Origin of the sequence: Candidatus Dorea massiliensis AP6 (genome assembly GCF_964245105.1) — a bacterium.
GTDB lineage: Bacteria > Bacillota > Clostridia > Lachnospirales > Lachnospiraceae > Laedolimicola > Laedolimicola intestinihominis.
The window spans coordinates 90,655-116,686 of the sequence record NZ_CAXTKW010000003.1 but is presented as its reverse complement, the minus strand read 5'-3'; the positions used below and the strand labels follow the sequence as shown (position 1 = coordinate 116,686).

Annotated in this window: 21 protein-coding genes and 1 pseudogene; all 22 read right to left on the bottom strand. The window is 50.5% G+C overall.

Annotated features, from left to right (window positions below; genetic code table 11):
* Nucleotides 1–89: 89 nt before the first annotated feature.
* Complete coding sequence (locus ACESZP_RS04420) at nucleotides 90–557, bottom strand: YgjP-like metallopeptidase domain-containing protein (RefSeq protein ID WP_499708146.1); 468 nt, start codon at nucleotides 555–557, stop codon at nucleotides 90–92.
* A gap of 72 nt (nucleotides 558–629) precedes the next feature.
* Complete coding sequence (locus ACESZP_RS04415; protein ID WP_499708145.1) at nucleotides 630–4,406, bottom strand: UvrD-helicase domain-containing protein; 3,777 nt, start codon at nucleotides 4,404–4,406, stop codon at nucleotides 630–632.
* The gene (gene addB / locus ACESZP_RS04410) at nucleotides 4,403–7,870 is read right to left on the bottom strand and encodes a helicase-exonuclease AddAB subunit AddB (protein WP_499708144.1); all 3,468 of its coding nucleotides are present in this window, start codon (nucleotides 7,868–7,870) and stop codon (nucleotides 4,403–4,405) included. Before addB ends, ACESZP_RS04415 begins: the two co-directional genes overlap by 4 nt.
* A 30-nt stretch (nucleotides 7,871–7,900) precedes the next feature.
* Nucleotides 7,901–8,524 carry a type II secretion system protein gene (locus tag ACESZP_RS04405; RefSeq protein ID WP_499708143.1) on the bottom strand — a complete coding sequence of 208 codons (624 nt, stop codon included), beginning with the start codon at nucleotides 8,522–8,524 and terminating at the stop codon, nucleotides 7,901–7,903.
* 951 nt (nucleotides 8,525–9,475) lie between these two features.
* Complete coding sequence (gene phoU, locus ACESZP_RS04400) at nucleotides 9,476–10,123, bottom strand: phosphate signaling complex protein PhoU (protein WP_178039695.1); 648 nt, start codon at nucleotides 10,121–10,123, stop codon at nucleotides 9,476–9,478.
* 4 nt (nucleotides 10,124–10,127) lie between these two features.
* A complete protein-coding gene (gene pstB / locus ACESZP_RS04395; RefSeq protein ID WP_499708142.1) occupies nucleotides 10,128–10,877 on the bottom strand; it encodes a phosphate ABC transporter ATP-binding protein PstB in 750 nt (249 codons plus the stop codon).
* Nucleotides 10,878–10,880: 3 nt separating this feature from the next.
* Nucleotides 10,881–11,756: a phosphate ABC transporter permease PstA gene (pstA, locus tag ACESZP_RS04390; RefSeq protein WP_499708141.1), complete on the bottom strand. Its 876-nt coding sequence runs from the start codon at nucleotides 11,754–11,756 to the stop codon at nucleotides 10,881–10,883.
* Nucleotides 11,743–12,618 carry a phosphate ABC transporter permease subunit PstC gene (gene pstC / locus ACESZP_RS04385; RefSeq protein ID WP_178039698.1) on the bottom strand — a complete coding sequence of 292 codons (876 nt, stop codon included), beginning with the start codon at nucleotides 12,616–12,618 and terminating at the stop codon, nucleotides 11,743–11,745. Before pstC ends, pstA begins: the two co-directional genes overlap by 14 nt.
* 19 nt (nucleotides 12,619–12,637) lie before the next feature.
* Nucleotides 12,638–13,588, bottom strand: coding sequence for a substrate-binding domain-containing protein (locus ACESZP_RS04380; RefSeq protein WP_499708140.1), 951 nt, complete (start codon nucleotides 13,586–13,588; stop codon nucleotides 12,638–12,640).
* Between the two features lie 266 nt (nucleotides 13,589–13,854).
* Nucleotides 13,855–14,553: a winged helix-turn-helix domain-containing protein gene (locus tag ACESZP_RS04375; protein ID WP_499708139.1), complete on the bottom strand. Its 699-nt coding sequence runs from the start codon at nucleotides 14,551–14,553 to the stop codon at nucleotides 13,855–13,857.
* 51 nt (nucleotides 14,554–14,604) lie between these two features.
* Nucleotides 14,605–15,852 (bottom strand): ATP-binding protein, encoded by a 1,248-nt coding sequence (locus ACESZP_RS04370; protein ID WP_178039701.1) that lies wholly within the window; start codon nucleotides 15,850–15,852, stop codon nucleotides 14,605–14,607.
* A 2-nt stretch (nucleotides 15,853–15,854) separates the two neighbouring features.
* Nucleotides 15,855–17,507 carry a Na/Pi symporter gene (locus tag ACESZP_RS04365; protein ID WP_178039702.1) on the bottom strand — a complete coding sequence of 551 codons (1,653 nt, stop codon included), beginning with the start codon at nucleotides 17,505–17,507 and terminating at the stop codon, nucleotides 15,855–15,857.
* Nucleotides 17,508–17,628: 121 nt separating this feature from the next.
* Entirely contained in the window at nucleotides 17,629–18,978 is a 1,350-nt protein-coding gene (locus tag ACESZP_RS04360) for an esterase/lipase family protein (protein ID WP_499708138.1), read from the bottom strand.
* A 22-nt stretch (nucleotides 18,979–19,000) separates the two neighbouring features.
* On the bottom strand, nucleotides 19,001–19,939 hold the full coding sequence (locus ACESZP_RS04355; RefSeq protein WP_178039704.1) for a DUF3878 family protein: 939 nt from the start codon (nucleotides 19,937–19,939) through the stop codon (nucleotides 19,001–19,003).
* Nucleotides 19,940–19,965: 26 nt separating this feature from the next.
* On the bottom strand, nucleotides 19,966–20,835 hold the full coding sequence (locus tag ACESZP_RS04350; RefSeq protein WP_499708137.1) for a J domain-containing protein: 870 nt from the start codon (nucleotides 20,833–20,835) through the stop codon (nucleotides 19,966–19,968).
* A 73-nt stretch (nucleotides 20,836–20,908) separates the two neighbouring features.
* A complete protein-coding gene (locus ACESZP_RS04345) occupies nucleotides 20,909–21,802 on the bottom strand; it encodes a hypothetical protein (RefSeq protein WP_499708136.1) in 894 nt (297 codons plus the stop codon).
* Between the two features lies 1 nt (nucleotide 21,803).
* A complete protein-coding gene (locus ACESZP_RS04340) occupies nucleotides 21,804–22,529 on the bottom strand; it encodes an AAA family ATPase (protein WP_499708135.1) in 726 nt (241 codons plus the stop codon).
* 252 nt (nucleotides 22,530–22,781) lie between these two features.
* Nucleotides 22,782–23,804, bottom strand: coding sequence for a hypothetical protein (locus ACESZP_RS04335; RefSeq protein ID WP_499708134.1), 1,023 nt, complete (start codon nucleotides 23,802–23,804; stop codon nucleotides 22,782–22,784).
* Complete coding sequence (locus ACESZP_RS04330; RefSeq protein WP_499708133.1) at nucleotides 23,801–24,361, bottom strand: RNA polymerase sigma factor; 561 nt, start codon at nucleotides 24,359–24,361, stop codon at nucleotides 23,801–23,803. Before ACESZP_RS04330 ends, ACESZP_RS04335 begins: the two co-directional genes overlap by 4 nt.
* A gap of 78 nt (nucleotides 24,362–24,439) precedes the next feature.
* Nucleotides 24,440–25,282: a MerR family transcriptional regulator gene (locus tag ACESZP_RS04325; protein ID WP_499708132.1), complete on the bottom strand. Its 843-nt coding sequence runs from the start codon at nucleotides 25,280–25,282 to the stop codon at nucleotides 24,440–24,442.
* 89 nt (nucleotides 25,283–25,371) lie between these two features.
* Nucleotides 25,372–25,557, bottom strand: a pseudogene (locus ACESZP_RS04320) (type II toxin-antitoxin system HicB family antitoxin); the annotation flags it as partial.
* A 75-nt stretch (nucleotides 25,558–25,632) separates the two neighbouring features.
* On the bottom strand, nucleotides 25,633–25,980 hold the full coding sequence (locus ACESZP_RS04315) for a hypothetical protein (RefSeq protein WP_499708131.1): 348 nt from the start codon (nucleotides 25,978–25,980) through the stop codon (nucleotides 25,633–25,635).
* Nucleotides 25,981–26,032 lie beyond the last annotated feature (52 nt).

The following is a 26,032-nucleotide window of genomic DNA, read 5'->3' as shown; positions in this document are numbered from 1 at the left end:
CTTAGTCCACTTTTTCTCATCCATTATACACAATTCAAAGGGCGGGTTCAACCGGAGAAAGCCTGTTCTCCGCCAGTTTTTTACTGTATCTATCGCACCCGCATACTTTCCTGAATCTGCCGCCATTCCGGCATCTGGCTGTCCAGATAGGCTTTGAAGCGAGCGTTGTGGCTGGGCTCATAGAGGTGGGTCAGTTCATGGAGAATGACATATTCCAGACATTCCGGACCGAGGTTCGCAAGCTGTAGGCTCAGCCACACCTTCCGGGTCTTCACATTGCAGGTGCCCCAGCGGGTCTTCATATCGCGAATCTGCCAGCAGGAGCAGTAGAGACCGGTCTTTTTCTCCCAGACCGGAAGCCGACGGGCTACCTCTTTTCGCAGGCTTTCCTTCTTCCAGATCTGTATCAGTTTTTCCTTTTCTTCCGTTCTTGCGTCTGCGCGCAGGAACAGGTATAGGGTATCACCTGAGGCCACCGCACGGTTTTTCCAGGCATGGGACTGAATCTCAAGTTTCAAGCTTCTGCCTAAAAATGATACTGTCTCGATTAAATCCATTTCTATCGAATCCGTTTCTGTCAAAACTTTCTCTCTTTCTGTAGAATCACTTTTTCTCTGCATACAGTTTCCTTACTCTGCGTGAATCTCATCCTTCAGGCAGAAGGAATAGATAATCTTCTCCTTCACCCGTTTTCCGGTGAGCCGTTCCAGGGTCAATTGATAATAGTCCAACTGTTTCTTATATTTTTTCAGGAGTTCTCCACCGTCTTTTACAAAATCGGTCTTGTAATCCACAACGACAATCTCGTTTTCCCCATTTTCATTTTTCTCATAGAACCAGGCATCGATGATTCCCTGGATCAGAACCGGCTCGTCGCTTTCACAGCCGATCTCCAACTCCCGGGCGGGCAACTGAATTACGAAGGGCTGCTCCGTATGGAACTCATTCCGGTCCCGGGCTGCGCTCATGCGCTTCGCCAGCGGCGTCTGGGCGAAGGCATAGATATCGTAGGGACGCACCACGTCTGCCTGTTCCCGGGTCATACGTCCTTCCTCCACCAGACGCTCCAGTCCTTCCTTCACCTTTTCCGAATGGTACAGTCCCCGGAAATCCAGACATTCCAGCGCCCGGTGATAAGCAGTACCTCTGGCTGCTCCGCTGACCGGCTCCTTCTCTGACATAAACCGCGGAATATAAGGCACAATTTCTTCCGCCGGATAGAGAAGGGTATCCGCATCCTCCTCTTCCGTCTGTCCCATTTTCTTCAATTCTGATACACTGAACTTGCCCTGCAGGGTGATATCCTCCTGCCACGGGTAAGTGTCGGACAGCTGTTTCTCCAGAAGCTTCGCATACTCCTCGTCTGTTTCCGGAAGCTCCTCCGGGTGGGCGAAAATCTCCCACTGTTCTTCCCTTTCCATCTGCCGGATCAGCGCTTCTTCCGTCTGACCTTCCAGTGTCACTGTTTTTACTTCGAAGGGACTCTCCCCACTTCCCGCCACAGCCGGAAGCACCCAGTCCAGGTAAGTTCCTGCCGTGGAAATCGTACGAAAAGACCGGCTTTTTCCCATCTTTTCCTCCAGCTTCGCCGCACTGCCCAGCAGAATCAATTTTTCCTTCGCTCTGGTAAATGCCACATAAAGGACTCGCAATTCCTCGCCCAGCATCTCCAAATCCAAAGCCTTTTGCAGCACCCGTTTGGGCAGGGAAGCCGTGCGGGTGCGCATCGCCGCGTCCACCCAGTCTACGCCAACGCCCAGTTCCGGATGAATCACTACCCGGCTTCGGATGTCCTGGCGGTTGAAGCTCTTGCCCAGGCCTGCCACGATAACAACGGGGAATTCCAGACCCTTGCTCTTATGGATGGTCATAATACGGACAGCGTCTTCATTTTCACCCAGGATACCGGCCTCGCCGAAATCCTCATTGTAGCTCTGCAGCTGCTCCATATATCTGACAAAATGGAACAAGCCCCGGTAGCTGGTCTTCTCAAAGGCAATGGCCCGCTCGATAAGCATCCGCACATTGGCCTCCCGCTGGGCTCCCGCCGGCTCCGCCGCCAGGTAGTCGCCGTAGCCTGTGGTCTGAAGGAGCTCCTCGATAAGTTCGTGGATGGGGAGAAATTCGGCGCGTTGGCGGTAAGTATGGAGATTGAGGTAGAAATCATGTAGCTTTATCTGAATCTCCTTTTCTAATTGTGGCTGTTCTTCTATTCTTATCCCTTGTTCTGATTTTTTCTCCGTTGAATCCGTATTTTCTATCGTAATTTTCTTTCCTATCAATACGGTTCCTGACTCTTTTATACTGCCTTCTTCGTTGTCGCAAGCTTTCTCCCCTATGGCAGAATTACATTCCCCTGCATACCGCATGCACGCCTCATGAAACTTCACATCCGGATACGCGCTCTTAATCTTCGCCAGTTCCACATCCGTAAATCCGCCAATCATAGATTTCAGCACCGCCGCCAGCGGGATATCCTGTCTGGGATTATCCACGATACGCAAAAGATTTAACAGGGTCTGAATCTCGATCGTGGTAAAATATCCGGTCCTGGATTCCGTATGGGCCGGGATACCCGCCGCGTTCAATACCCGGGCGTACACATCACCCCATCCGGTCAGGCTGCGGAGCAGAATCACAATATCCCCATAGCGCACTGATCTAAAAGCTCCGGCATCCCGATCCCAGACTTTTCCCTCCGCCATGACCCGGCGGATGCAGTCGGCTGCCGCATGGGCTTCCAGTTCCCGGTCGGTCAGCTCGGCCTGGTCCGTGTCCTCTGTCTCGGGCAGGGAATCCTTGTTTTTCTCTAATAATAACAGTTCTGGCACGTTAATTCCACTCTCCGGCTCCGGCATCTCTGCCCCCAGATACAGCGCCGCCGCGCTGTCATAGGTGATGCCGCCCACGGCTTCCGTCATCAGCTTCTCGAAGACATCGTTCGTCCCCTCCAGCACCTCTCTCCGGCTTCTGAAATTCTTATGCAAATCAATCCGAATCTCCGCCGCCTCATCACTCTGCGGATAAGTATGATACTTCTCCATAAACAGCTCAGGTCTGGCCAGACGAAACCGGTAGATACTCTGCTTCACGTCACCCACCATGAACACATTGGGAACGCCCTGTCCGCGGCTTACGCTGTTTAGAATAATCTCCTGGATCAGGTTACTGTCCTGGTACTCATCAATCATAATCTGTGCGTACCGGGCGGACAGCTCCCGCGCCGCGTCGGTCGGCACGATCTTAAGCCCTCCATCCTCTCCGGTCTCCACATCCTCCACCAGAATCTCCAATGCCAGATGCTCCAGATCCGGGAAATCCGCCAGATTCTTAAGCCTCTTCTTCTCCTGATACCGATCCGCGAATTCCGCCGTCAGGAAAAGCAGCACCTCCGTGGTCGGCGCAGCTTTCTGAATGACCTCCAGCACGCCCGCCAGGGGCAGGTTAAAAAACTTTTCCTTCAGGTCCTTCAGGCTCTTTTTCATACCCTCCCGAAAGGCCTTAATCTGATTCTTCCGTTCTTCTTCCACATTCGGATCCTTCTTTGTGGAAAGCCGCGCAAAGGAAAGATCCGTCAACCGCTCCCGGATGTTTTCATAACCACGGCAGCTCAGAAGCTCCTGCACCTGAAGCAAATCCGCCTGTACCGCATCCTCATACATATAGGAACCGCCCGGCAGACGGCAGATCTCCAGCATCCGCCGAATCTCCTGTTCCAGATCCGCAAATGTCTGGTTTACATAATCCATCAAAAAACGCATCCAGGGGCTGCGCTCCAGCGCTTCCTCCGTCTGCGCCCTATAGGGCTCCATGCACTCCGCAAGCCATCGTTTCGGATAAGGATAGCTCACCGCAAACTCATAGAGCTGCAAAATCAGATTTTCAATGACCACATCGCTCTTTCCGGTGGCATAGGCCTCCACAAATTCCGTGAACTTTGCCCGTTCTTCCCCGTAATGCTCCTCCAGAAGCTCCTGCACCACATCACCTTTCAATAGCTTCAGCTCGCCCTCATCCCCGATACGGAACGCCGGATCCAGATCAATCTGATGAAAATAATTTCGAATCACATACTGGCAGAAGCTGTCAATGGTGGTAATCTGCGCGCTGTGAATCAACGTCTGCTGCTTCTGCAGATGTTCATTTTCCGGATCCGCCTCCAGCCGTTTCTCCAGGGCCAGCCCCACACGCTCCCGCATCTCCGCCGCAGCGGCTTTCGTAAAGGTCACCACCAGAAGCCGGTCCACATCCAGCGGTTTTTCGTCCTCGCCCTCTCCGCAGACCAGAGAAAGAATTCGTTCCACCAGAACCGCCGTCTTACCGGAACCGGCAGCCGCAGAAACCAGCACATTTTTATTTCTCACATCAATGACTTTTTTCTGTTCCTCGGTCCATCTGACGCTCACAGTTCTTCCTCCTCTATCCGCTTCCAGATTTCATCATCCCCGAAAATAGGCAGTCTCCGCCTGTGAAAGCCCCCGGTCTTGCTGTCCAGCCCACAGACGCCGCTGTAGGCGCAGTAATCGCAGGCCGTCTTCCCCTTCAGTTCGTATGGATTCACATCCATCCGGCCATCCAGCACCTCTGAGCCAATCTTCCGGATTTTTCGGTTGACATAACGTGAAAGTGCCGCGAACTGTTCGCCGCTGGCCACCGGAGAACCGGCACGCAGGGAACCATCTTTATTATAAGCAATGGGCAGCACCTGTGACCGTCCCGGCATAGACTGATCGAGGCGCTTAATAATCTCCGGATCCCCATTGATAAGCCCATTTGGTTTCAGCTTCTCCAGTACCCGGGCTGTCACATCCGCTTCCTCTCCATCCGTATCCAGTACCGGATCCTGTATCTGATAATACAGTACGCCAGCCGGGAGTACCTCTTTGTCAGGATGCTCCTTCTTCATCAGCTCCATGGCCGCGTTCAGATAAATCACCAGCTGCAGCTGCAGTCCATGGTACAGCGCCAACAGCTGAAACGACGTAGTTCCGGACTTATAATCAATGACCTTCACATACACATGCTCCGCATCCTCGCAGGTATCCACCCGGTCGATCCGTCCCCGGAGCTTCAACTGCTCCTCCGGAGATAATTCGATATTGATGGCTTCCAGATCCGACACGCCGGAAAATGAAATCTCATAATTTTCCGGTGTAAACATCCCTTTTCGAATCTGCTCCCCAAGCGCCCAGACCGTCCGTTTCAGAATCCGGGCCATTCGACGAATCATATAGCTGTTGCGGGCAGAGTTGTTCAATACCGTATTGCCATAATCTACGGTCAAAGAGGCCAGACATTCTTCCACCCATTCATCCGCCACTTCCCGGGGCAGGGTCTTCCAGGTATAGTCGCTGGCATCCAGCTTCTTCGAAAATGCCTCCAGCGTCTCATGAAAAATATTTCCCATGTCCACCGGCGCAAACTCGTACTGCTCCCGCTCGGACAACTTCAATCCATACATGAGGAAATGGGAGTAAGCGCAGGCTGCGTACTGCTCCAGTCTGGTCACGCTGTTCTCCAGCACCGTTCCGTACAGGGCATGGGCTACTGCCTTGCCAAGCTTCGTATCCTGATGGGCAGAAAATGCACCGTCCAGAAGCTGGGTCAGCTTTTCCTCGTACCGCTCCTGCTTCGCGTACCATCGGTACAGCTCATAGAACTGCGCGCTACCCCGACCCTCCCGGTACTCTTTCAGCCCCTCGATAAGCAGGCGCACGCCCTCCCGTTCCGTTCGCGGGAGTCCGTTTTCTCGCTGCACCTTCTCCTGCTTTAATTCCAGTTCCGGGAATAACCGTTTCATCACATTCATCAGATAGGACGGACGAAGCGCCTTGCCGCCGCTGTCCAGCAGCGTACAGGAAAGATAAAGCTGGTCCGATGGCTTCGTCAGATTCAGATACAGATAAAACCGCTGAATATACCCCTGCTCCCGGGCTGTCGGAGCCAGCTCCATACCGGATATCCGAAGCTGTTCCCGCTCCATATCCGATAACAGACCTGCCCGGGACATATTCTTTGGAACGCTGCCCTCATTGACGCCCAGGAAAAAGAGTACCTTAACGTCTTTCAGACGGGTACGCTCCATATCCCCGGCCATGACCTGATCGACTCCGGGCGGGATCACGCCGACCCTGACTTCCGCAAAACCGGCCTCCAAAATCTCCGTATACTCCCGAATGGTCAGTTCTTCCTCGCCCAGCAGATCCACCAGCTTATCCAGCAAATCCATCAAAATACCGTAAATCTGATGATACTCCTTGGCCAGCACCTCATTATGTTCCCGCTTGAATCGTTCCTCAAAAACGGCCAGCCTGCCCTGGATGCCCTTTTTCGCAATCAACTCATAGAGCGCCGTCGTCCTGGTACGGACATCCACCGCCTTTTTCCGCTGTATTTTCACAAAGGGAAGCAAGTCCTCTGCCACTCTTGTCCGGTAACTGTCGATCTGCTCCAGTTCTTCTTCCGTGAGTCCTTTATAACTACGAATAAAACGTTCTTCCCATCGCTTCGCGCCGCGAACACCCAGCGCCAGCACATAATTTTCCAGCAGATCCACCTCTTCCGGCTCCATACCGGACAGACCGCTCCTCAGGTACCGGAACACCGATTCGTAAGAGAAATCCTGCTCCGCAATCTCCAGCAGCGCCCGGATGAATTCTACAAAGGGATTCTTCAGGATGCTGCGCTTATTGTCAAGGAAGCAGGGGATCTCATAATCCGCCAGTATTCGCTCCAGCACCGGGCTGTAGCTCTCCATGTTTCCGGTAATCAGGGCAAAATCCCGGTAGTGATAGTGCTTCTCACGAATCAGCTCCCGGATCCGGCCTGCTGCCCAGGCTACCTCTTCCTCCGGATTTTTGAGAATATGAAGGCTGATCTGGTTGGGTGTCACTTTATTCTCCACTTTGCACTCCGCCGCATAGTCAGAACTCGTCTGTGTATCCGGTTGGGCTGCCTGCGGATATCTCTGCCACCGCAGCCGGAACAGATTCTGCTCAAGCCACCAAAGCTCTCCGCCCGCCGCGAACCGGCTCTTCTCCCCGGGATGAACCCAGACAGGCTCTTCTTCCTTTACGTCCACTTCCTGTGCCAGCCGTTTCAATCCCGCCACCGTCTTCTTACTCAGGTAAAAAAGCTGGTGCTCCCCCTCCACATGATAGGGATTCTCCCGCTCATCGATGGTCACCGTTACTATAACCTTCTTTGCGTACAGCATCAGCTTCTGCATCAACTTATTCTGAATCGGAGTGAAGCCGGTAAAGCCGTCCAGCACAATGACGCTCTCCCGGATCATCTCTGAGCGCTCCACCACCCGGCACAGCACCTCCAGCAGCTCCTCCGCCGTAATATACTGATCCGCCAGATAGGCATGGAACGCCTTGTAAAGCACCTGCACGTCGCATAATTTATAATATAGATGAGGCTTCTCCTTACTCTTCTCCAGGAAATCCGCCAGCGCCTCCTCCGTCACCGCGTACTGGGTCAGCTCGGAAATCAGCGACTTGATCTCGCTGATGTAGCCCATTTTCTTCAGATTCCCACCGAGAACCCTTAACTCCCCCTTTTTCTCCTGGGCGAGCTTCCGAAGCACCAGGTTCTTTCCGGTTTCCTCCAGCACTTTTCCCACCTGGGTTCCGGTCTCCTCGAATACCCGGTAGGCCAGCCGCTGAAAACTTAAGATATCAATATTCAGGATACCGCCGTCCGGATGCAGCCGCACCAGCTCCTTCTGAGTCTGCATGGTAAACTGCTCCGGCACGATCACCAGATAGCTTTGATCCGGATGCCGGATGGAATCCTCGATCACACTCCGAAATAAAGTATAGGATTTTCCCGCGCCGGAATTGCCGAAAATGAATTGCAGGGACATGGCGTTCTCCTTCCTTGCTTTCGCCCATCTTTAAAGCACCTTTCCGTTTTTCTCACAAACAGGATCCTGTCCCTCCGTCATGGTTACCAGATAGCCCTCTTTCCCAAAGTTAAGCGCAAGAATTCTGCAGTTTTCATCATAAAATATCTGGATAAATACTGCATTTCCAGGTACGTTGCTTCCAAAATTATTCAGAATATTTTCTTTTAAGGTTTTCCCCGGTTTTGGAACACTGGCATTGCCAAACTGATACTGGGGATTCGTCTTGTCGGTGCTTTCCAGGTAGATCAGTACCTGCTGGCCAATCATCTGGCTGGCAGTCAAATTTTTTGTATGCCAATTCTTCAGTTCATCCGAAAATGTCGCGTTTGAGATTCTGCCCAGATTACCGTATCTCGTCCCATTGATTGTACAGAAATTTGTCATGGATTTCTCCATGGCCGCATCCGTGATATGCAGTCCGTAATACTCAGAAGCCGCTGCCTGCGCAGCCGTCCAGACTCCCTTTGCTTCCGCTGTAAGCTTCTTTTCCCTGGCTCTGTCAATGTATCCGGTCAAAGCCGGCACAAGCAAGGCTGCAAGAATTGCCAAAATAACCAGTACTACAATAAGCTCCACTAAGGTAAAACCCTGTTTATTTTTTTGAGACTTCATCTTTATCATTCCCCTTGTATATTCTGTGATACTTCATATCGCTTTTCTGCGAATTTCACTGCGTTTATATGATGGTACGCGATGTCTATATGGATTATAGCATATTGTGTTATGCTTTAGTAGGGGAATTTTCCCACACAACAAATCAGCGGGCATCAACTCTGCTTTCATTGATACCCGCTGCTAAACTATGCTGTCCATTGGACTAATACCTCATTTCTTTATTCTGTTTTCAGTTTCTTTTATTTCTTTTTATTTTGAAGTCTCATAGACTTTTTCCGTTCGATTTCTTCTGTCTTCGGTTTTTGTTTTTCGATCTTCTGTAAAGTTCATTTATACCGGTTTGCTTTTTCTTTCTTCTTTCTCATCCGGCTTTTTCTTCTTTTTTACCGATTCTCATCGAACGATTGATTTACGGTTACCTTTTTTCCTGCCTTCCGTAATTCTGCTTTTGATTAAGATTGACATCTTTCTGAAAGCTTTCTTAGGAAGTCCCTCTTAAGTCTTCGGCGGTCCGTACCTCTCTTTTCTCAGATTATAGGGTGATTCGTTACGTTCCTGTTGGACTGTACCTCCTTTACTTAGATTACTCATTCTCTATGTTAAATATAACTGGGTTATATTTAAGAAGATAGTTGAGTTGTTTTTCGCTTCCTTTCTTCTGAAGCTTTAGTCTTGTTTTTCGTGTTCCTTATCTTTAATTGTATTATAGCGGGACTTCTTCCGTTTGTCAATACTTATTTTTAATTTTTTCTTCTTTTATTGTTTTATTTGTGTAAATATTTTATTATTTTCTGATAATTTTAATTAACAAGTCAGCCATAAATGACAAGAAAGCCAGAGAGCTGCCGCTCTCTGGCTTTCATTTTGTATTCTCTCGAAATACTGCTATCATTTGCCTGAGATAACTATATCTCAGCTTTCTCAGGAATTCAAGCATTCAGACGATATTTAGTTCTCGTTGGACCGCTCCCCGGTAATGGAATACTCCACCCACTCTGCAATATTGGTGGCGTGGTCGCCGATCCGCTCATAATACTTCGTGATCATGAACAGATCGAGCACCTCCTCGCCCTTGCTGCCGCCGTCGCGGATGGCGTCCAGGATTTCCCCTCTTACCTTTAAAAACAGTCCGTCCACAATATCATCATCCCGAATTACCTGACGGGCCAGCTCCAGGTCTTCTTCCACATAAGCAGTAACACTGTCTGTCACCATTTTCATGGCAGCCACGCCCATCTTGCACACATGCAGGAACTTATCCGGAAGCTTTTCGTTCATATCAATGACGATGTCTGCGATATCTGCCGCCTGATCGCCGATACGCTCCATATCCGTCACCATTTTCAGGGCCGCGGAAACCCGGCGGAGATCCCCGGCCACTGGCTGCTGATGGAGAATCAGCTTCATACAAAGACTCTCGATGTCACGCTCCTGACGGTTGATGATCGCGTCATTCTTCATAATTTCCTCTGCCAGCTGCAGATCACCGTCTGTCAGCGCTTTTGTAGCATTGGAAATGGCCTTTTCGCACAGACCGCCCATGGCAATCATCTGTGTATGCAGCTCGGTAAGCTGCTCCTCATAAAAATCTCTCATAGCATCAACCAAACCTTCCTGAAATATAATTCTCGGTACGTGTATCCTTTGGCATGGAGAATATCTGATCTGTGTTGTCGTATTCGATGACCTCGCCCAACAGGAAAAATGCGGTCTTGTCAGAAATACGGGCAGCCTGCTGCATATTGTGAGTAACCATAACGATGGTATAGTCCTTCTTCAGCTCCATACACAGATCCTCTATCTTCGATGTGGAAATCGGATCCAGCGCTGACGTCGGCTCATCCATCAACAAAATCTCCGGTTTGACTGCCAATGCCCTGGCGATGCAGAGACGCTGCTGCTGACCGCCGGACATGCCCAGGGCGCTCTTCTTTAAGCGATCCTTAGTCTCATCCCAGATAGCTGCATTCCGCAGAGATTCCTCCACGATTTCGTCCAGCTTTGCTTTATTTCGAATGCCGTGGGTCCGGGGACCGTAGGCAATATTGTCATAGATGCTCATAGGAAATGGATTCGGCTTCTGGAAAACCATGCCGACTCTGCGGCGCAGGTCGTTCACATCCATTCCCTTATAAATGTCCTGGCCATTCAGGGTTACCTTTCCGGTAATCTTACAGCCGGCCACCATATCATTCATACGGTTCAGAGATTTTAAGAAGGTAGATTTACCGCAGCCGGATGGTCCGATGAAAGCGGTAATCTCATTTTTCTCAATCTCCATATTTACATTTTTGAGCGCCTGGAAATCCCCGTAGAACAGATCCAGATTCTCAATGTTCATAATACCCATACTTTATTCTTCTCCTGTCTTCTTCGCCAGCTTCTTTGCGATGAAGCCTGAAAACGCGTTAATTCCGATTACGATGATGAGCAGCACTACGGCTGTGGCTGACGCCTGATCCACATGCAGGGCCTCACTGGTCAGCACATACATATGTAAAGCCAGGGTACGGCCCGATTCCATGGCTCCCGCATACTTGGCCACCGTTCCGGAGGTGTACATCAGCGCCGCCGTCTCACCCACGATACGGCCGATTCCCAGGATCACACCTGCCAGGATACCCGGAATCGCGCTGGGCAGTACCACCTGAAAGACGGTCCGGAGCTTCCCTGCTCCCAGTCCGAAGCTTCCCTCCCGGTAGGAATCCGGTACTGCAAGAAGCGCCTCCTCCGTGGTCCGCATAATCAGCGGAAGAATCATAATCGCCAGGGTGAAAGCGCCTGCCAGCATGGAGTAGCTCCATTTCAGCTTCGTTACGAAAAACAGCATACCAAACAGGCCATAGACGATAGAGGGAATACCCGACAGCGTCTCCGCCGTTACCCGCACCACGCCGACGAATTTATTTCCCTTTTTCGCGTATTCCACCAGATAAATGGCAGAAAAGATTCCCACGGGAACCGCCAGAATCAGCGCCAGGAAAATCATTTCGATGGTGTTGAACAGAGCCGGCATCAGGGATACGTTATCCGAGGTATAATGCAGGGAGAACAGCTCCGGCGTCAGATAGGGGACTCCCCGGATCAGAATGTAGGCTATCAGGAAAATCAGTACGGCAAAGGTCACGCAGGCTGCCAGCGCCACCAGCAGGAACAGAATCAGGGAACCCGGATGCTTCCACAGGGCATGGAGCTTATCGCCTGCCGTCTGCTTATTAATTGCTTCCATTTCCGCCCCTCCTTAACAGTGATACGCTTAAGTTGATAATCAGAATAAATACAAAGAGTACAACCGCCGTAGCAATCAGAGCTTCCCGGTGCAGGTCTGTGGCGTAGCCCATCTCAATGACGATATTGGCCGTCATGGTACGGACGCCCTTAAACAGGCTCTCCGGCATCTTAGTCTGATTTCCGGCTACCATAATAACTGCCATGGTCTCGCCGATGGCCCGGCCGATTCCCAGTACAATCCCGGTCAGCACACCGGATTTTGCCGCCGGGACGATAACCGTAAATACGCTCCGCTCCTTGGTTGCTCCCAGTGCCAGCGCTCCCTCATGGTACATGGCCGGTACGCTCCGAAGAGCCGTTTCCGTGGTTCCGATGATGGTCGGCAGAATCATGATACCCAGAAGGATGCATGCGGTCAGCATGACATTTCCCTTGCAATGGGGAATCTGCCGGAGCAGGGGAACCAGAACCATCATACCAAAGAAGCCGTACACGACCGACGGGATTCCGGCCAGCAGCTCGGTGGCTGCCTTCAGAGGACGGTAAATTTTCTTCGGGCAATAGTACGCCATGAAAATCGAGGTCAGGATTCCGATGGGAACTCCGATGAGAATCGCTCCCGCTGTCACATAGATACTGCCCAGAATAAAGGGCAGGATTCCGAAAATGTTGTTGCCCGGCTTCCATCTGGTTCCCAGCAGGAACTCCATCGGTCCGATTTTTCCGATGGCCGGAAGTCCGTTGGCAAACAGAAATACACAAATGAGTATTACTGCCAGAATAGAGGCGCAGGCGGCTATGAAGAACACCGCCTGCATAAATACTTCCTTGATACGCGCTTTCCAAGCCGCCTGTTTCATATCATTTGCCCTCTTTTGCTTACTCTACCTCGCTCCAGGAAGTAGTCTCGCCTACGTAAATGCTCTTTACCTGGTCTTTGGTCAGGTTGTCGATGGGGTTGTTGTTATTCACAACTACCGCGATACCATCCTGTGCGATAACTGTTGCGGTAAGCTCAGCTGTCTCTGTGTCCTTCAGCTCTCTGGAAGCCATTCCGATGTCGCATACGCCGTCGATAGCGGAGGTCATACCTGTGGTAGAATCACTGGTCTGAATCTCAATCTTTACGTTGCCATTCAGCTTCATATAAGCCTCTGCCAGCTTCTCCATCACCGGAGATACGGAGGAAGAACCTGCTACTGTCACGCTGCCGCTTGCCTCGCCGCCTGCGAATGCCGGAGCCGCGTCGTCGATGGTGATGTATCCCTCATCGCTTACAATCTGCTGTCCCTCTGCGCTCAGGATATAATCGATGAAATCCTGCGCAGCCTCGCTTACCTCGCCCTTGGTTGCGATGTTGAAGGGTCTGTATACCTTGTAGCTGTCGCTCTTGATATTTTCTACGGTCGGCTCTACGCCGTCAATCTTCAGTGCCTTTACGGTATCGTTCAGGGAACCTAAGGATACGTATCCGATTGCGTAATCATCGCCAGCCACGCCGGTCATCATAACGGAGGTATTGTTGGTGATGGTGGCGTCCTCGGTGGTGTTGTCAATCTTTTCTCCGTTGGCGTCCTTCTCTTCTACGCCGAACAGCTCGATGAATGCGCCTCTGGTTCCGGAACCGTCCTCACGGGAATATACGGAGATATCTTCCTCAGTATCAAAGTCGGTTGCTGCTGTATCTGCCGCTGCATCAGTGGTCTCTTCTGCGTCTGCGGTTGTATCAGTGGTTGCTGCTGTATCTGCTGCATTGGAGCTTCCGCATCCTGCAAGCATTGCTGCTGTAAGTGCTGCTGTCATTAATAAGGTAACTGCTTTCTTTTTCATAATGTTTTCTCCTTTTCGCCGGGTGAACGTTTCCGGCCTCTTCTCTCTTTTCTTCTCCAGGGCGTTTGGTTTCTCTTGTCCGCCCTGTGATTACCATCTTAGACCGCCAATGTTAAGGGTAAAAGCCTGGTTTCGTTAAGGGTATGTAAAGAAGCGGTAAGGGTTTTGTTGTGCCATCAGAACTATGTGGAAATAAAAAAAGCCCGGCAGAGGGTCTCTGCACTGACGCCTCCGCGAGCTTTTCTTCTTACATTTCCTATTCTGTTTCAGACGAATTTGTATCCCATTCCGCGCACGGTCTGAATATACTGGGGGTGATCCGGATCCTTTTCGATCTTCTTACGGAGATTCCGCACATGGACATCTACAGTCCGGGTTTCTCCGGAATATTCATAGCCCCAGATCAGTTCCAGAAGCTGCTCCCGGGTGAATACCCGATTCCGGTGGCTGGCAAGAAGGTAGAGAAGTTCAAACTCCTTCAGGGACAGGAATACCGGCTTTCCTTCCATATAAACCTCCCGGGAGGTATTGTTAATGATCAGGTCTCCCGCTGTGATCTTATCCTCCGGTTCCGACTCGATTTTTTCCAGGGAGCTTCTGCGAAGCAGCGCTTTCACCCTGGCCAGCAGCTCCCGGATACCGAAGGGCTTGCTGATATAATCGTCGGCGCCCATCTCCAGTCCCAGGACCTTGTCAATTTCCTCGCCCTTGGCGGTCAGCATAATCACCGGCATAGCAGACAGGTTTTTGTCTGCCCGCAGGCTTTTCAGCACCTCAATCCCGTCCATGCCGGGCAGCATATAATCCAGCAGCACCAGATCCACCTGCATGGTTTTCAGAATCGCCAGGCCCTTTTCTCCTGTCTCAGCCCGCAGGACTTCGTATCCATTTTTTTCCAGATTGTACTCCAACAGATCTAAGATATGTTCTTCATCATCTATGGTTAATATAACTTTTTTTGCCATGATATCTCCTCTGCAATGATTCAGTGCCTTCCATTATTTCTATGATCTTTTTTAGTAGGGCAGCTTCACTGTAAATTCGGTTCCGACGCCCGGTTTACTGGTCACATGGATGGTGCCGTTATACAGCTCCACAATGTGCTTCACGATGGACAGTCCCAGTCCGGTACCGCCCTGGGCCTTGGATCGTCCCTTATCTACCCGGTAGAAGCGTTCGAAAATCCGCTCCAGCTGCTCTTCCTCCATTCCGATACCGGTATCCGAGATTTCCAGCACCAGCTGATTTCCCAGTGTATGACACACTATCGTAACCGCGCCGAACTCCGTGGCCTTCAGGCCGTTGTCTATCAGATTAATCAACAGCTGCTTGATCCGATCCCGGTTGCAGTTATAGGGCTTCAACGTCGGATCCGGCTGAAAAATCAGACGGACATGCTCCTTAACCTTGGGCTGCAGAAGCTCCACCACCTCGGCAATCACTGCGTTGACGTCGCAGGGCTCCCGGTTGGTGTCCTGCTTACTCTCAATCTCGGACAGCAATAAGGTGTCGCTGATCAAGTTACTCAGGCGCTCAGTTTCAATCTCGATAATATCCAGAAATCTATGGGCCATTTTCGGATCCTCAATGGCTCCGTCCTTCAGGGTCTCTACGAAACCCCGGATAGAGGTCAGCGGAGTCTTTAGCTCATGGGTCACATTGGACACAAATTCCCGGCGCATATTTTCCACCTTCTTCATGGCCTGCACATATTTCCGGAAGTAAGCTCCCAGGAAAATAACAACCACCAGAAGCACCAGGGTTGCCAGTATGGTGGAACGGACAAATTCATTGTCCATATTTTTCAGTTCGCTTAAGGGCAGGGCCACACGCATGACCCCGTGAAAATCACCGCTGTCCACCGGTACCGCGCAGTAACAGTAGTCCACGTCAAAGGTGTCCGACTTCCGAATCAGGCTGTTGCTCTGACCTTCCAGGGCCTTCTGTACCTCTTCCCGGTTCAGATGATTGCTCATCAGCTGGCCGGCTCCCTGGGACTCTCCCAGCACATTGCCCTCGGAATCTATAATGGTGATCCGGATATTGTAGGCTTTCGCGTAATTCTCCGCGAACTGCTCGTAACCGTTTTCCCCGGCCACTTCCTCCGCCTGGAACAAATCCCGCAGCATTTCCGCCTGGGTCAGATAGCTTTTCTCGCTCTGATGCTCCAGATAACTGAAGCCATTTGTCCAAAATGCGTATTCAAACGCGACTAACGCAATCATTGCCGCAATAATATAGCCTACCAGAACCTTCTTTTTCACGTTTATCCCTCTTTCTCGTCTGCCACGTAGCCTACCACGTTGTTTGCATGATCGGAAATCCGCTCAATATTGCTGAGCATATCCAGGAAAATGACGCCACGGGCCGCGGAACATTCATTGTGCGCCAGCCTGTTAATATGCTGGGTTCTGAGATCCTCCTCCAGGTCATCGATCTCATCCTCAATCTGAACCACCTGCTGCACGTAGGCCATTTTCTCAGTCTCACGGGCCAGTACCGCCGCCTTCACCGCGTCCACGGTCAGGCTGGCGATTTCTTCAAAGCCGTGCATGGCCTCCATGGAGAAATGCAGTCCTTCGTTAATCATGGTCTGAGTCAGTTCCGCCAGATTATCGCAGTGATCGCTGATCCGCTCCAGATCGCTGACAGTGTAGAACAGATCATTGATGATGAGACGCTGATGATCCGTCAGGGAACCCTTGCTGATTTCCGCCAGATATTCTGTCATCTTTTTCTCGTATTCATTCATATTCTGCTCTAAGCGGACCGCCTTGTCAACCCGTTTCTGGCTGCCGGTCCGAATGGCGTCAAATACAAGCTCCACATGGGCAATCGCCAGCTCGCCCATGCGAACCACTTCCTTCAGGGCGCCCTCCACCGCAAAGGACGGAGTCTCCAGAAAACGAGATTCGATATGGGGAAGCTCGAAGGCCTCCTCTGCCTGCTCCTCCTCCCCGTCGTCCTTCACAATCATTCCGGACAGCTTCACCAGAAGATTGCCAAAGGGATAAAGAAGAAGCGTATTCGTAATATTAAAGAAGGTATGGAACACGGAAATTCCCACGCTGTTGATATCGGAAGCTGCCCACGCTTTATTGATGGAAAATACGATGAACATACCAATGCCGAACACAATTGCGCCAATGGTATTGAACATCAGATGGATGACTGCCGCACGCTTGGCAGTCTTATGGGCTCCCAGACTGGACAGAAGCGCGGTTACGCAGGTACCGATATTCTGTCCCAGGGTGATAAATACCGCCGAGCTCCAGTTGACCAGGCCGTTGGCCGCCAGCGTCTGCAGAATACCCACCGACGCGGAAGAACTCTGAATCAGAGCCGTAACCGCCAGACCGGCCAGCATACCCAAAATAGGATTCCGGCCCAGTACCCGGAAGGCCTCAGAGAAAATCGGCGCGTCCCGGTAAGGAGTAATCGCGCCGGACATAAAGCTCAGTCCGATAAACAGTACGCCGAAACCAATGAGAATTTCACTCACATCCACGATTTTTTCCTTTTTGGAAAACAGCAGCATAAAAGCTCCGATTCCAATCAAAAGCGGAGCGAAAAATTCCGGCTTCAGGAACGCCCCCCATTCGCTCATGGACACCAGCCAGGCCGTCACCGTGGTACCGATATTGGCGCCCATGATGACGCCCACTGCCTGGGTCAGATTCATCAGACCCGCATTTACAAAACCGACGACCATAACCGTGGTCGCCGAGCTGCTCTGAATAATTGCGGTCACTCCGGCTCCCACCAGAATTCCCATCAGACGGTTCCTGGTCAGGAACTCCAGTAAATGTTTCATTTTATTGCCCGCGGATTTCTGCAGTCCGTCCGCCATGACGTTCATGCCGTACAGGAACATACCCAGACCTCCGATAAAACGAAACAGCATTTCTACATGTTGCATGTTCTACTCCCTCCTGATATTACATTCATGATAACTTCTCAAAGTTAATTTTTTCTTTTGTTTCTGTTATCACCTTATCAAGGAGAGGTAAAAGAAGATCGCAGGTTATGTTAAGTTTGTGTTAAAATCCTTTTTCTTTTAAATCCTTTACTAAGTTTACATAAAACTCCCGCACATCAAACCCTTCGATATTCTCCCGGTTCAAATCAATCATATCTCCATGAGAAATGCCGCGGGGGCCGGGCGCAGTCAGATAGGTGTAGGCTTTACCCCATGGGAAGGACGCTTCGCCTACCAGGCCGTCGTTTTCGCCGTCAAATAAATGGACGAAACGGTTGGTCAGGTTCAGCGGAAAGCGGCCGCCGGAGGCGTGCTTTAAGCAGGAACCGGTGCTTTGAATGTAGACGCCCTCCGGATCCGGCAGTTCTTCGTTCAGCTTCCGGCAGGCGCTGGCTGTCAGATCGCCCACAGCCGCCAGAAAATCCGGGTTATCGTCACCCAGCTTCTTCAACGTGGCATTGTAAGCGGCTGCTACAGCATTTTTCTGTTTCTCAGGTATCAGATTCAACAGATAGTCTGCGAATTCGCAGCCCCGGTGGGGTGTGTTGATGGTGGTGAGGGACGCCACATAAGGAGCCATCCCAAGCCTGGAAATGGCGTAGCGGCTGTCCAGACCACCCTTGGAATGGGCGATGATGTTCACCTTCTCACTGCCAGTCTCCTGAAGTACGGCCTTAATCCGGGCCGCAATCTCCGCTCCCGAATCGGCCACAGAGGCCGCCGACTGATGATTTCCATAGTAAATAACGGTCCCATTTTTCTCTAGTTCCGCCGGAATCCGTCCCCAGTAATTCAGGTAACGGAAATCCCGGAAAAAGACGCCATGAACCATTAGAATCGGATATTTCGTCGCGCAGACCTGATCTGCCGCACGGTTTTCGTCCAGCACGATTTTCTCATTTTCAAACTGCACTTCCCGGGCTGCCAGTTTTACCAACCTGCCCAGGACGATGAGATGCACCACCGGAATCATACCGCAGACGATACCGATAAGGCGCCATTTTATCCCGATCTGCGCCGAAGACAGGTAAATCCGTAGAATCCCGCTCCAGAATACCACGGCTTCCACCAGAATCAGAACTGCCGCCGCTCCCAGCCAGAGTCGCCAGTCCGCCTCCGCTTTCACCTGCGGTAACGTCCAGCCTACAAATGTCGCCAGCCAGAATCCACCGGCCAGCACGCAAGAGCTTAGGAACAGATAGATAAGCTCCACACCGTTCTGACAGGTCCGAAGCCGCCGGGAATGTAGAATGTCCATATAACAGCCCGGTTTCATGCAGATGAAAATCAGGCACAGGAATAATAATAAAATTCCCCACGAATTCAGCCAATTACTCTTCCATAGCAATGGGCTGACTGCCAGGGTAGAAATTACTGCAATATTGAAAATTCTGGGGATGTATTTTTTCATCGATGCTCTTTCCCTTCCCTATCTATTTTATCGTCTCAATCCGCACCCTGCGGTCCCGTCCTCTGGTTTCCCAGATCATCAGATATACATGGAATTCCAGATTATCCTGCGCGATGGTAAAGGGTTCCTCCCGTAGCACCTCCGCGCGGATTCCCTGTCGGGCCAGCTCCTGCCGACGCTCTTCGGCCTGCTGCTCCAGCCGTTTTATCGCGTTATCAGTTGCTTTCCCAAAGGAACGTCTGGGATAATCCTGCACTGCTTCCCGCAATCGCCGGGACAACAGGTCTACCACCTCCTCGCATTCCGTGCGATGCAGCATGGCCGCAATCCGTTTTGCCAGAAGGGGCCAGGGATGTCTTCGGTAAAACTTTAGCCGCCACCCAAGCTTTTTATTTCCGCATTCCCGCGCCAGCTCCTCCATGACATTCAACGCTTCTTCCGAAGGATTCCACGGATCCGGAATCGGCACAATGTATTTCGCCGGGACAGCCGGATAACAGCAGTAATTCAGCGGTGGAAAATAGGCCAGATGCGCCAGTCGCCGCTCTTCCGGGGTGCAATATTCCGGCCCCAGATATTCGCATTTATCCCGGAGAATCGCAATCCGATATTCCAACTGCCGCAGATATTCATATCCAGGCACCCAGAAATGCGCGATTTCTCCATAATTATAGAGATGCACCTCCAAATCCAGATTTTCAAACAGCAATGTCACCGCGTTATCGCCCTGCCGGACCACCAGCACATACCTGGCCGCATCCCGACTCATGGACCAGGTCAGCGCTCCCTCATAATCCTCCAGATAATGGCCGGTCAGCGCTGCGCCACGAAATACCAGAAAGCTTTCCACGGCATCGTTCATCAGATAAACTAACCTGCGCTCCGTATCGCCCTCTTTTGCTGGCAATAATTCAAACTGATCCTGCTCCAGCAATTCCTCCAGCATTACAAATGTATCCATGTATAACCTCTTTTGTTTTTCTCATTTTACGCTCTTCTCAGCAGCTCCGCGATCTGCAGATTCCGATCCGGAATCCGATACTCCTCCGCGCTCTTTTCCAGGCGGAAATCAAACTGTATCTTTCCGTTTTTGACTTCCATTCGAACTCCGGCCAGCTTTTTCTTCAATAACGGAATCAGGCAGAAATATAGCCTGTCATCCTCGAAGGAAAGGTGGCCATACTCCGTTCCCTCCCGATCGCGCACCAAAATGCGGTTTTCCTGAAATCCCTTGGGATATAGTAACGTTCCATCCGGCACTAACTTCTTTCCGCTCATTTTCAACCGCGCCGGGAACCGGTAGATGGCCCGCCCCTCTTTGTCCAACCGTTCCGGCTTCGCTATCGCCCGCAGGGTCTTTACCGGATCGATGAACTGCTCCGCCAGGTACTGGAACAGCCTGCCTCGAAACAAAACCTCCTGCTTCGCCTCCGGCAATAGCTCCTTCACAAGTTCGTGAATACTAACCAGAAACAGGGAGAACTCTTCTTCCAGCGGTTCCCACAGATAGCGTCCCCGCGCCGCCCGGTAATAGGGATGGCCCTGCTCGATTTCCATACTGTAATACAGATAAATGTTCCGTTCCCGAAACGCATGCTCGTTGACGGCGCCCAACCAGGTCAGTTCTGGTTCCACTTTTTTTGCCCTTTTCACAAGCGGCGTAAACGCCCGGGGACTGGTTTTCAAAAGCCCATATGCCTCGTTAATCTCCTGCGCCCGTCGGATATGCTCCGGCCGCTCCGACCCCAACGCGTCCGGGTGACAGGCGCTCATCAGACGGTGATATTTCTTTTTTAAGGATTGTAGATCGTCCTCCTCGGTGATGGAGAGAAGGCGTCTGGCCTGGGTGATGTTCATATACGTTTTCTCTGTTTCCTGTTATTTTCTATGTTCGTTCCTGTCCAACCTTTTGATTCAAACGGAGTTTTCTTTAAAAAAGATCCAGCATATTATCCAGATAAATCTCTTCTCTGACTTCCAACTGATGCTCCGGCCTCGTCATGTAGTAAAGCAGAAACTCCAGAATCAGGGCGCTGCCAAGACCCCGGCCTTCGATTTTGAACTGGGAAAATCCCAGGGACAGATAAATGTTCTGGATATCGTCGATGCTGATAAAGGCTGGATTTTTCATAGCTTTTGAAAAGCGATAGCCTTCTGCCGCGTTGGTAGCCTGACAGATGTGCTCCACGTTTTCTCCGAGGTTTTTCCGGCTGACAGTCTCGTAGCACCGTTTCCGGTCCTTGCAGCCAGGCCAGCAACATTCGTTGCAGAGAAATTCGACCTTGTCTTTCTCCGGCTGTGATAATGTCTCCCATTTATCCAGTGCCTTGTTCAGGCGGAAGTCCGGCACTACATAGCGGAACTCCGTTCGTTCAATTTCCTCATGGCATTTCTGAAAATCCGTCAGAACCTTTGTGGTAGAAGAGACAAAATAAAGTCCCGGATAAGTCTTCTTTAAATAATCGAGCAGCAAATCCGAATGGATAATGACGCCGTTTTGTACCGCGTTTTTCTGCTCAAATAAAGCGCAGAGCGCATTACATTTTTTGTCGGAAAGATGCTCCTCCCGAAGCAACGAATTACTGAAGGTCAACCGGGCAGAAATGCCGTATCCCTGCATGAGTTCCAGAACCTCCTCAGGCTCTGCTTCCCCAAACCCGGCGCGGCCGCCGCCCCAGATACAGTCCGCCGGAGCGCCGTAGATGGAGCCGATGTCGCACCAGTCGTAAAACCAGTTCCGGTGCCGACGGAATAATGGCAGGAATACCTGATACAGCTCGTAGAATTCGAACAAACCCGGTAAGTAATAATATGCTTTTTTCATTTTAATTGTCTTCCTCTTCCAAAAGTCTCCGTAGCAAAGCCTCCCGGTTATTGACAAACATCTCCGTTACCTGATAGCTCTCTGTCTCTTCATACGCGCATCGGTGAATCGCTCCATCATCAAAGCAGTAAATATCCGCGCCCGGGATACCAAGCAGGATCGGAGAATGCGTCACGATCAGGAATTGGCTGCCGCTTTTCGCGCAGCGATAAATCTCCATCAGCAATGTGAGCTGCCGCTGGGGTGACAGGGCCGCCTCAGGCTCGTCGAACAGATACAGGCCGCCCGGTCTCAGATAATTCTGGGCCAGCGCCAGAAAGCTCTCGCCATGGGATTTTTCATGATATCTGGCGGATGGATGAAGTGGATCGGCATAGTCCTCCTCCTTGGTCGCCACATTATAGAAGCTTTCCGCCCGCAGGAAATAGCCGATTTTCTCCTTGCGATAGCCCTTTATCAACCGGATGGCGTCGCAGAACTCCGAGTGAGTATCATGGGTGGAAAAGGCATAATTTTTCGCTCCACCTTCGGGATTGAAGCCGTGGGCTACCGCTATAGCTTCTAATAACGTAGATTTTCCGCTGCCGTTTTCACCTACGAAGAAGGTAATCGGATTTGTGAAATTCAGGCGTTCTATGCCCTGAAATGCTTCAATATGGTTTAAATAGCTGTCCGGATCGATTCGGTTCCAGTCGAACTGGACGGCCTGGATGAATTGCTGGTTCATGGTTTATTTGCTCTCCGAAATTATTCTGAATATGATCTTCAAATAATTAATTTATTTTTTACACTTAAAAGCATCCTATCATATATTTACATTCATAAGCAATATGCACTGTTCGTCACTCATACAGATATGCTAACTCATTTGCGCTCATTATACCATATCCCTCATTCTCCCACCATATCAACCACTACTTAACGTGCAAAAAAAGCCCCATAAACAGCTTATCACTACTGTTTATGAGACCTTTTTACTTTACTCCTCTGTAATCGGAAATGTCACCTGCCAGTCGCCTTCTATGAGTTCGCCGCCAGTCCAGAACTCTCCCCAAACTTCATAATTAGAAATTTCTTCCGCTGTAACCAGGAAAATATATTCTTCGTAGCTGTCCACGCCGCTCTCATCCCAGAACGAAATGCTTTTTTCACAATTCAAGATTTCCCCGCTATTGCTTTTCAGATAAATATCACCGTGATTATCGGTATTTAAAATGTCGGCGTACCGGACCTGAACATGCAATTTTCCATCCACAAGCCCATATCCGCTCAATGTTACACCATTTTCCAGCTTCATGGAATTGCTTTCATCCGACATCATGAGCTGCGGCTCTTTCTCATCCACTGCTTCCTCTGTCGCGCTTCCATAACCTCTGATATCTAGATTTTCGATAAAATCCGTTATCTCCGACAGATTTGCGGTATCAATCTGTGTCAGCCGCTCCTCGCTGTGCGTTTTCCCCGTCAGCAGTTCCTTTACCGAAAAAGTGATCTTATCCCCCGGTATCAATACATGCTTCATCTGTTCGATGGTCAGCAGAAACGTCACCGTTCTGGTATCGCTGTTAAAATCCACCAGTTCGCAACTGCCTGTTTGATCGTAGGGCGTGTGAATACTGTAGCTGTCAAACAGATCCGTCGTCTCATCCAGCCGTGAGCCCGCCGTATCCCGCATGGATACCAGAATCTGCGCCGTTTCATTTTCTACCTGCGCCGCCACCACGCGCATTTCAATTCCCTGATCTTCGCAGGCAACCTGAACCGGCTTCAGCTTCTGCGCAACTCCTGGAGCAATCGAATACAGCATTTCATAAGCTGACTCATTTCCTGCTGCCGCCAATGCCGGAACCGACAGGCTCAGGCACAAGCAGATACACGCTGCTACAGCCAGCCATTTTCGGACGTGCGGAACCGCCTTTCTCCTCGAAAATGCTGTCTCCGCTTCCCCAATCAAATCCGCATCCAGCTCCGACATATGATACAATAACTCTTTTCCAGTCATAATTGGTAACCCTCCTTCTCCAAATACCTGCGAAGCTCCTTCCGCATCCGAAACAGCCGTGTTTTCACCTTGCTCTCGGAGCACCTGAAGCCTTTTACAATCGCCTCTATCGTATCCAGATAGAAATACCGCCGCACAAACATGACCCGCTTTTCCTTCGACTGTCCGTGTAAAAATAAGCTGATTACACGGCCCAGTTCCGCGCCGTCCAACTCCTGCCCCACATCGCCGGACGCCGGAATACACTGCTCCAGCTCCTCCGTAAATTCCGTGACCCATGCGCCGCGCTTCAGGCATTCCCGCTCTGCGCAACGGTTCAGTGAAAGATTTCTCACAATCCGCGAAAGGAATGCCGCCAGATAGGATCTCGGTTCATGGGGAGGAATCCGATTCCAGGCTTCCAGATAAGTGTCATTTTCGCACTCCTCCGCAGTCGCCGCGTCGCCCGTGATCCGCTGCGCGATTCCGCGCAGTCTGGATCCGTATTTTTCTGCCGTATGGGAAATGGCGCTTTCGTCGCGAAGCAGATACAGGGATACGATTTTGTCGTCTTCCATGGTTTTTGTTGTTTCCTTCCTGTAATTTTTAAGGCCTTCACCTTATATAGCAGGTTTTATAGGAGGGAGGTTACACTTTTATTTATAAAATAACTCTATAGCTTCAGCAAAATATTCCGCCGCTCCATCGCCGTAGATTTCGTCCGTTTTCTTTTGCGTCAGCGGATCCCGGTAGGACTGCGCCACCGACTGCATCAGCGGCTTTTCATCCTTTATCTGATAAAGCATTTTCATGACGAAGCCGTATTCGGCCACCGGCTCTTTGAATTCGAAGGAATCTCTGGGCAAATTTTTTCGTTCCATCAATTTCCGCAGAATCGAATCTACCCGTTTGCCAAAGCTTTCCGCCACTTCTCTGCTCACTGGATGACCAGCGGCCTCCAAAAACGCATCCTTACTGCCATACCACTCGATTACCTTTGCATAGTTTTCCTGCATTTTCTCCGAAGACATCACTTCCAGATAATGCTTTCTCCATTCCTCTATGCTGCCAAATTCGCTGACCGCCATACCCTTTATCTGCTCCGGCATACGCTCTACCATAGTCTGAAACATTTCTTCGGTCTCCTGTTTTGTAAATACTGAAAAATCCATTCTGTTTTCTCCTCTCAAGATGTCATCGATGCTTGCAATCAGACGCTCCATGCGTTCTTTTTTTGCCACAAGCATCTTCCTCTGCATTTGCAGAATCTGGTTTCGATCAAACACAGGCGAATTCATCAGAGCTTTGATTTCCTTCAGGGGAATATCAAATTCCCGGAAAAACAGGATCTGCTGCAATGTCTCCAGAGCTTTATCGTCATAAAGCCGATACCCCGCCTCACTCTTCGCTGTCGGCTCCAAAAGCCCGATTTCATCATAATAGTGAAGCGTCCGCGCGCTGATATGAGTAAGTTCCGCAATTTCCTTGACTGTCATCATAGATGATAGACCTCCTGTCTTTGATAAAGCTGACTATACGCTATGACGTGGCGTGAAGGTCAAGAGGGATTTTCCATTTATTTTGAAAACAATACTGCCTCTATCCATGCTTTTTTCGCATCTAACGCATTGGCCTCCACACTTTCCACCGTCTCGCCGCAGGTTATACATCCGGGCAAATCAGGATAGGAGGCCACATATCCTCCTTCTTCTTTATCTTCCACAATTTCCATACGATATGGCATTGCCATATACTCATCCAGCGTTTTCCTCATTTTTTGCCTCACTTTCTACAATCTGCCTCACCATTTCCACATATACTTTCTTGATTGATTTGTTCTTTAATATTATCACAACCCCGTAGCCACCCTGACATACATCTTGACCTCTTTCTCCAGCCAGTCACCGTAGTCCTCCATTTTTAGCAGCATCCAGCGCTTGCCGTTTTCCGCGGACTGGATTCCTATATAGGCGTCTTCGTCCTTTCGGTAAAAAACATAATCCTTATGCGATATTTCTCCCATCGCGCCATCTTCCGCTGTAAACGCATCCTGTACTTCCCTTAGCCAGATGTGGGAGCTTGCCCAGAAATTAACCTTGTTCGTAGTTTCCTCCGTTTTCTTTCCGCACGCGCTCATGGTCAATGCCATACACACAATTACCACCAGCAGTCCTAAATATCCCCGTCTCTTCATCATTTTTCTCCCCTCTGAAAATGTATTTTCCCAGTTTTCCTTATTTCCGGTATGA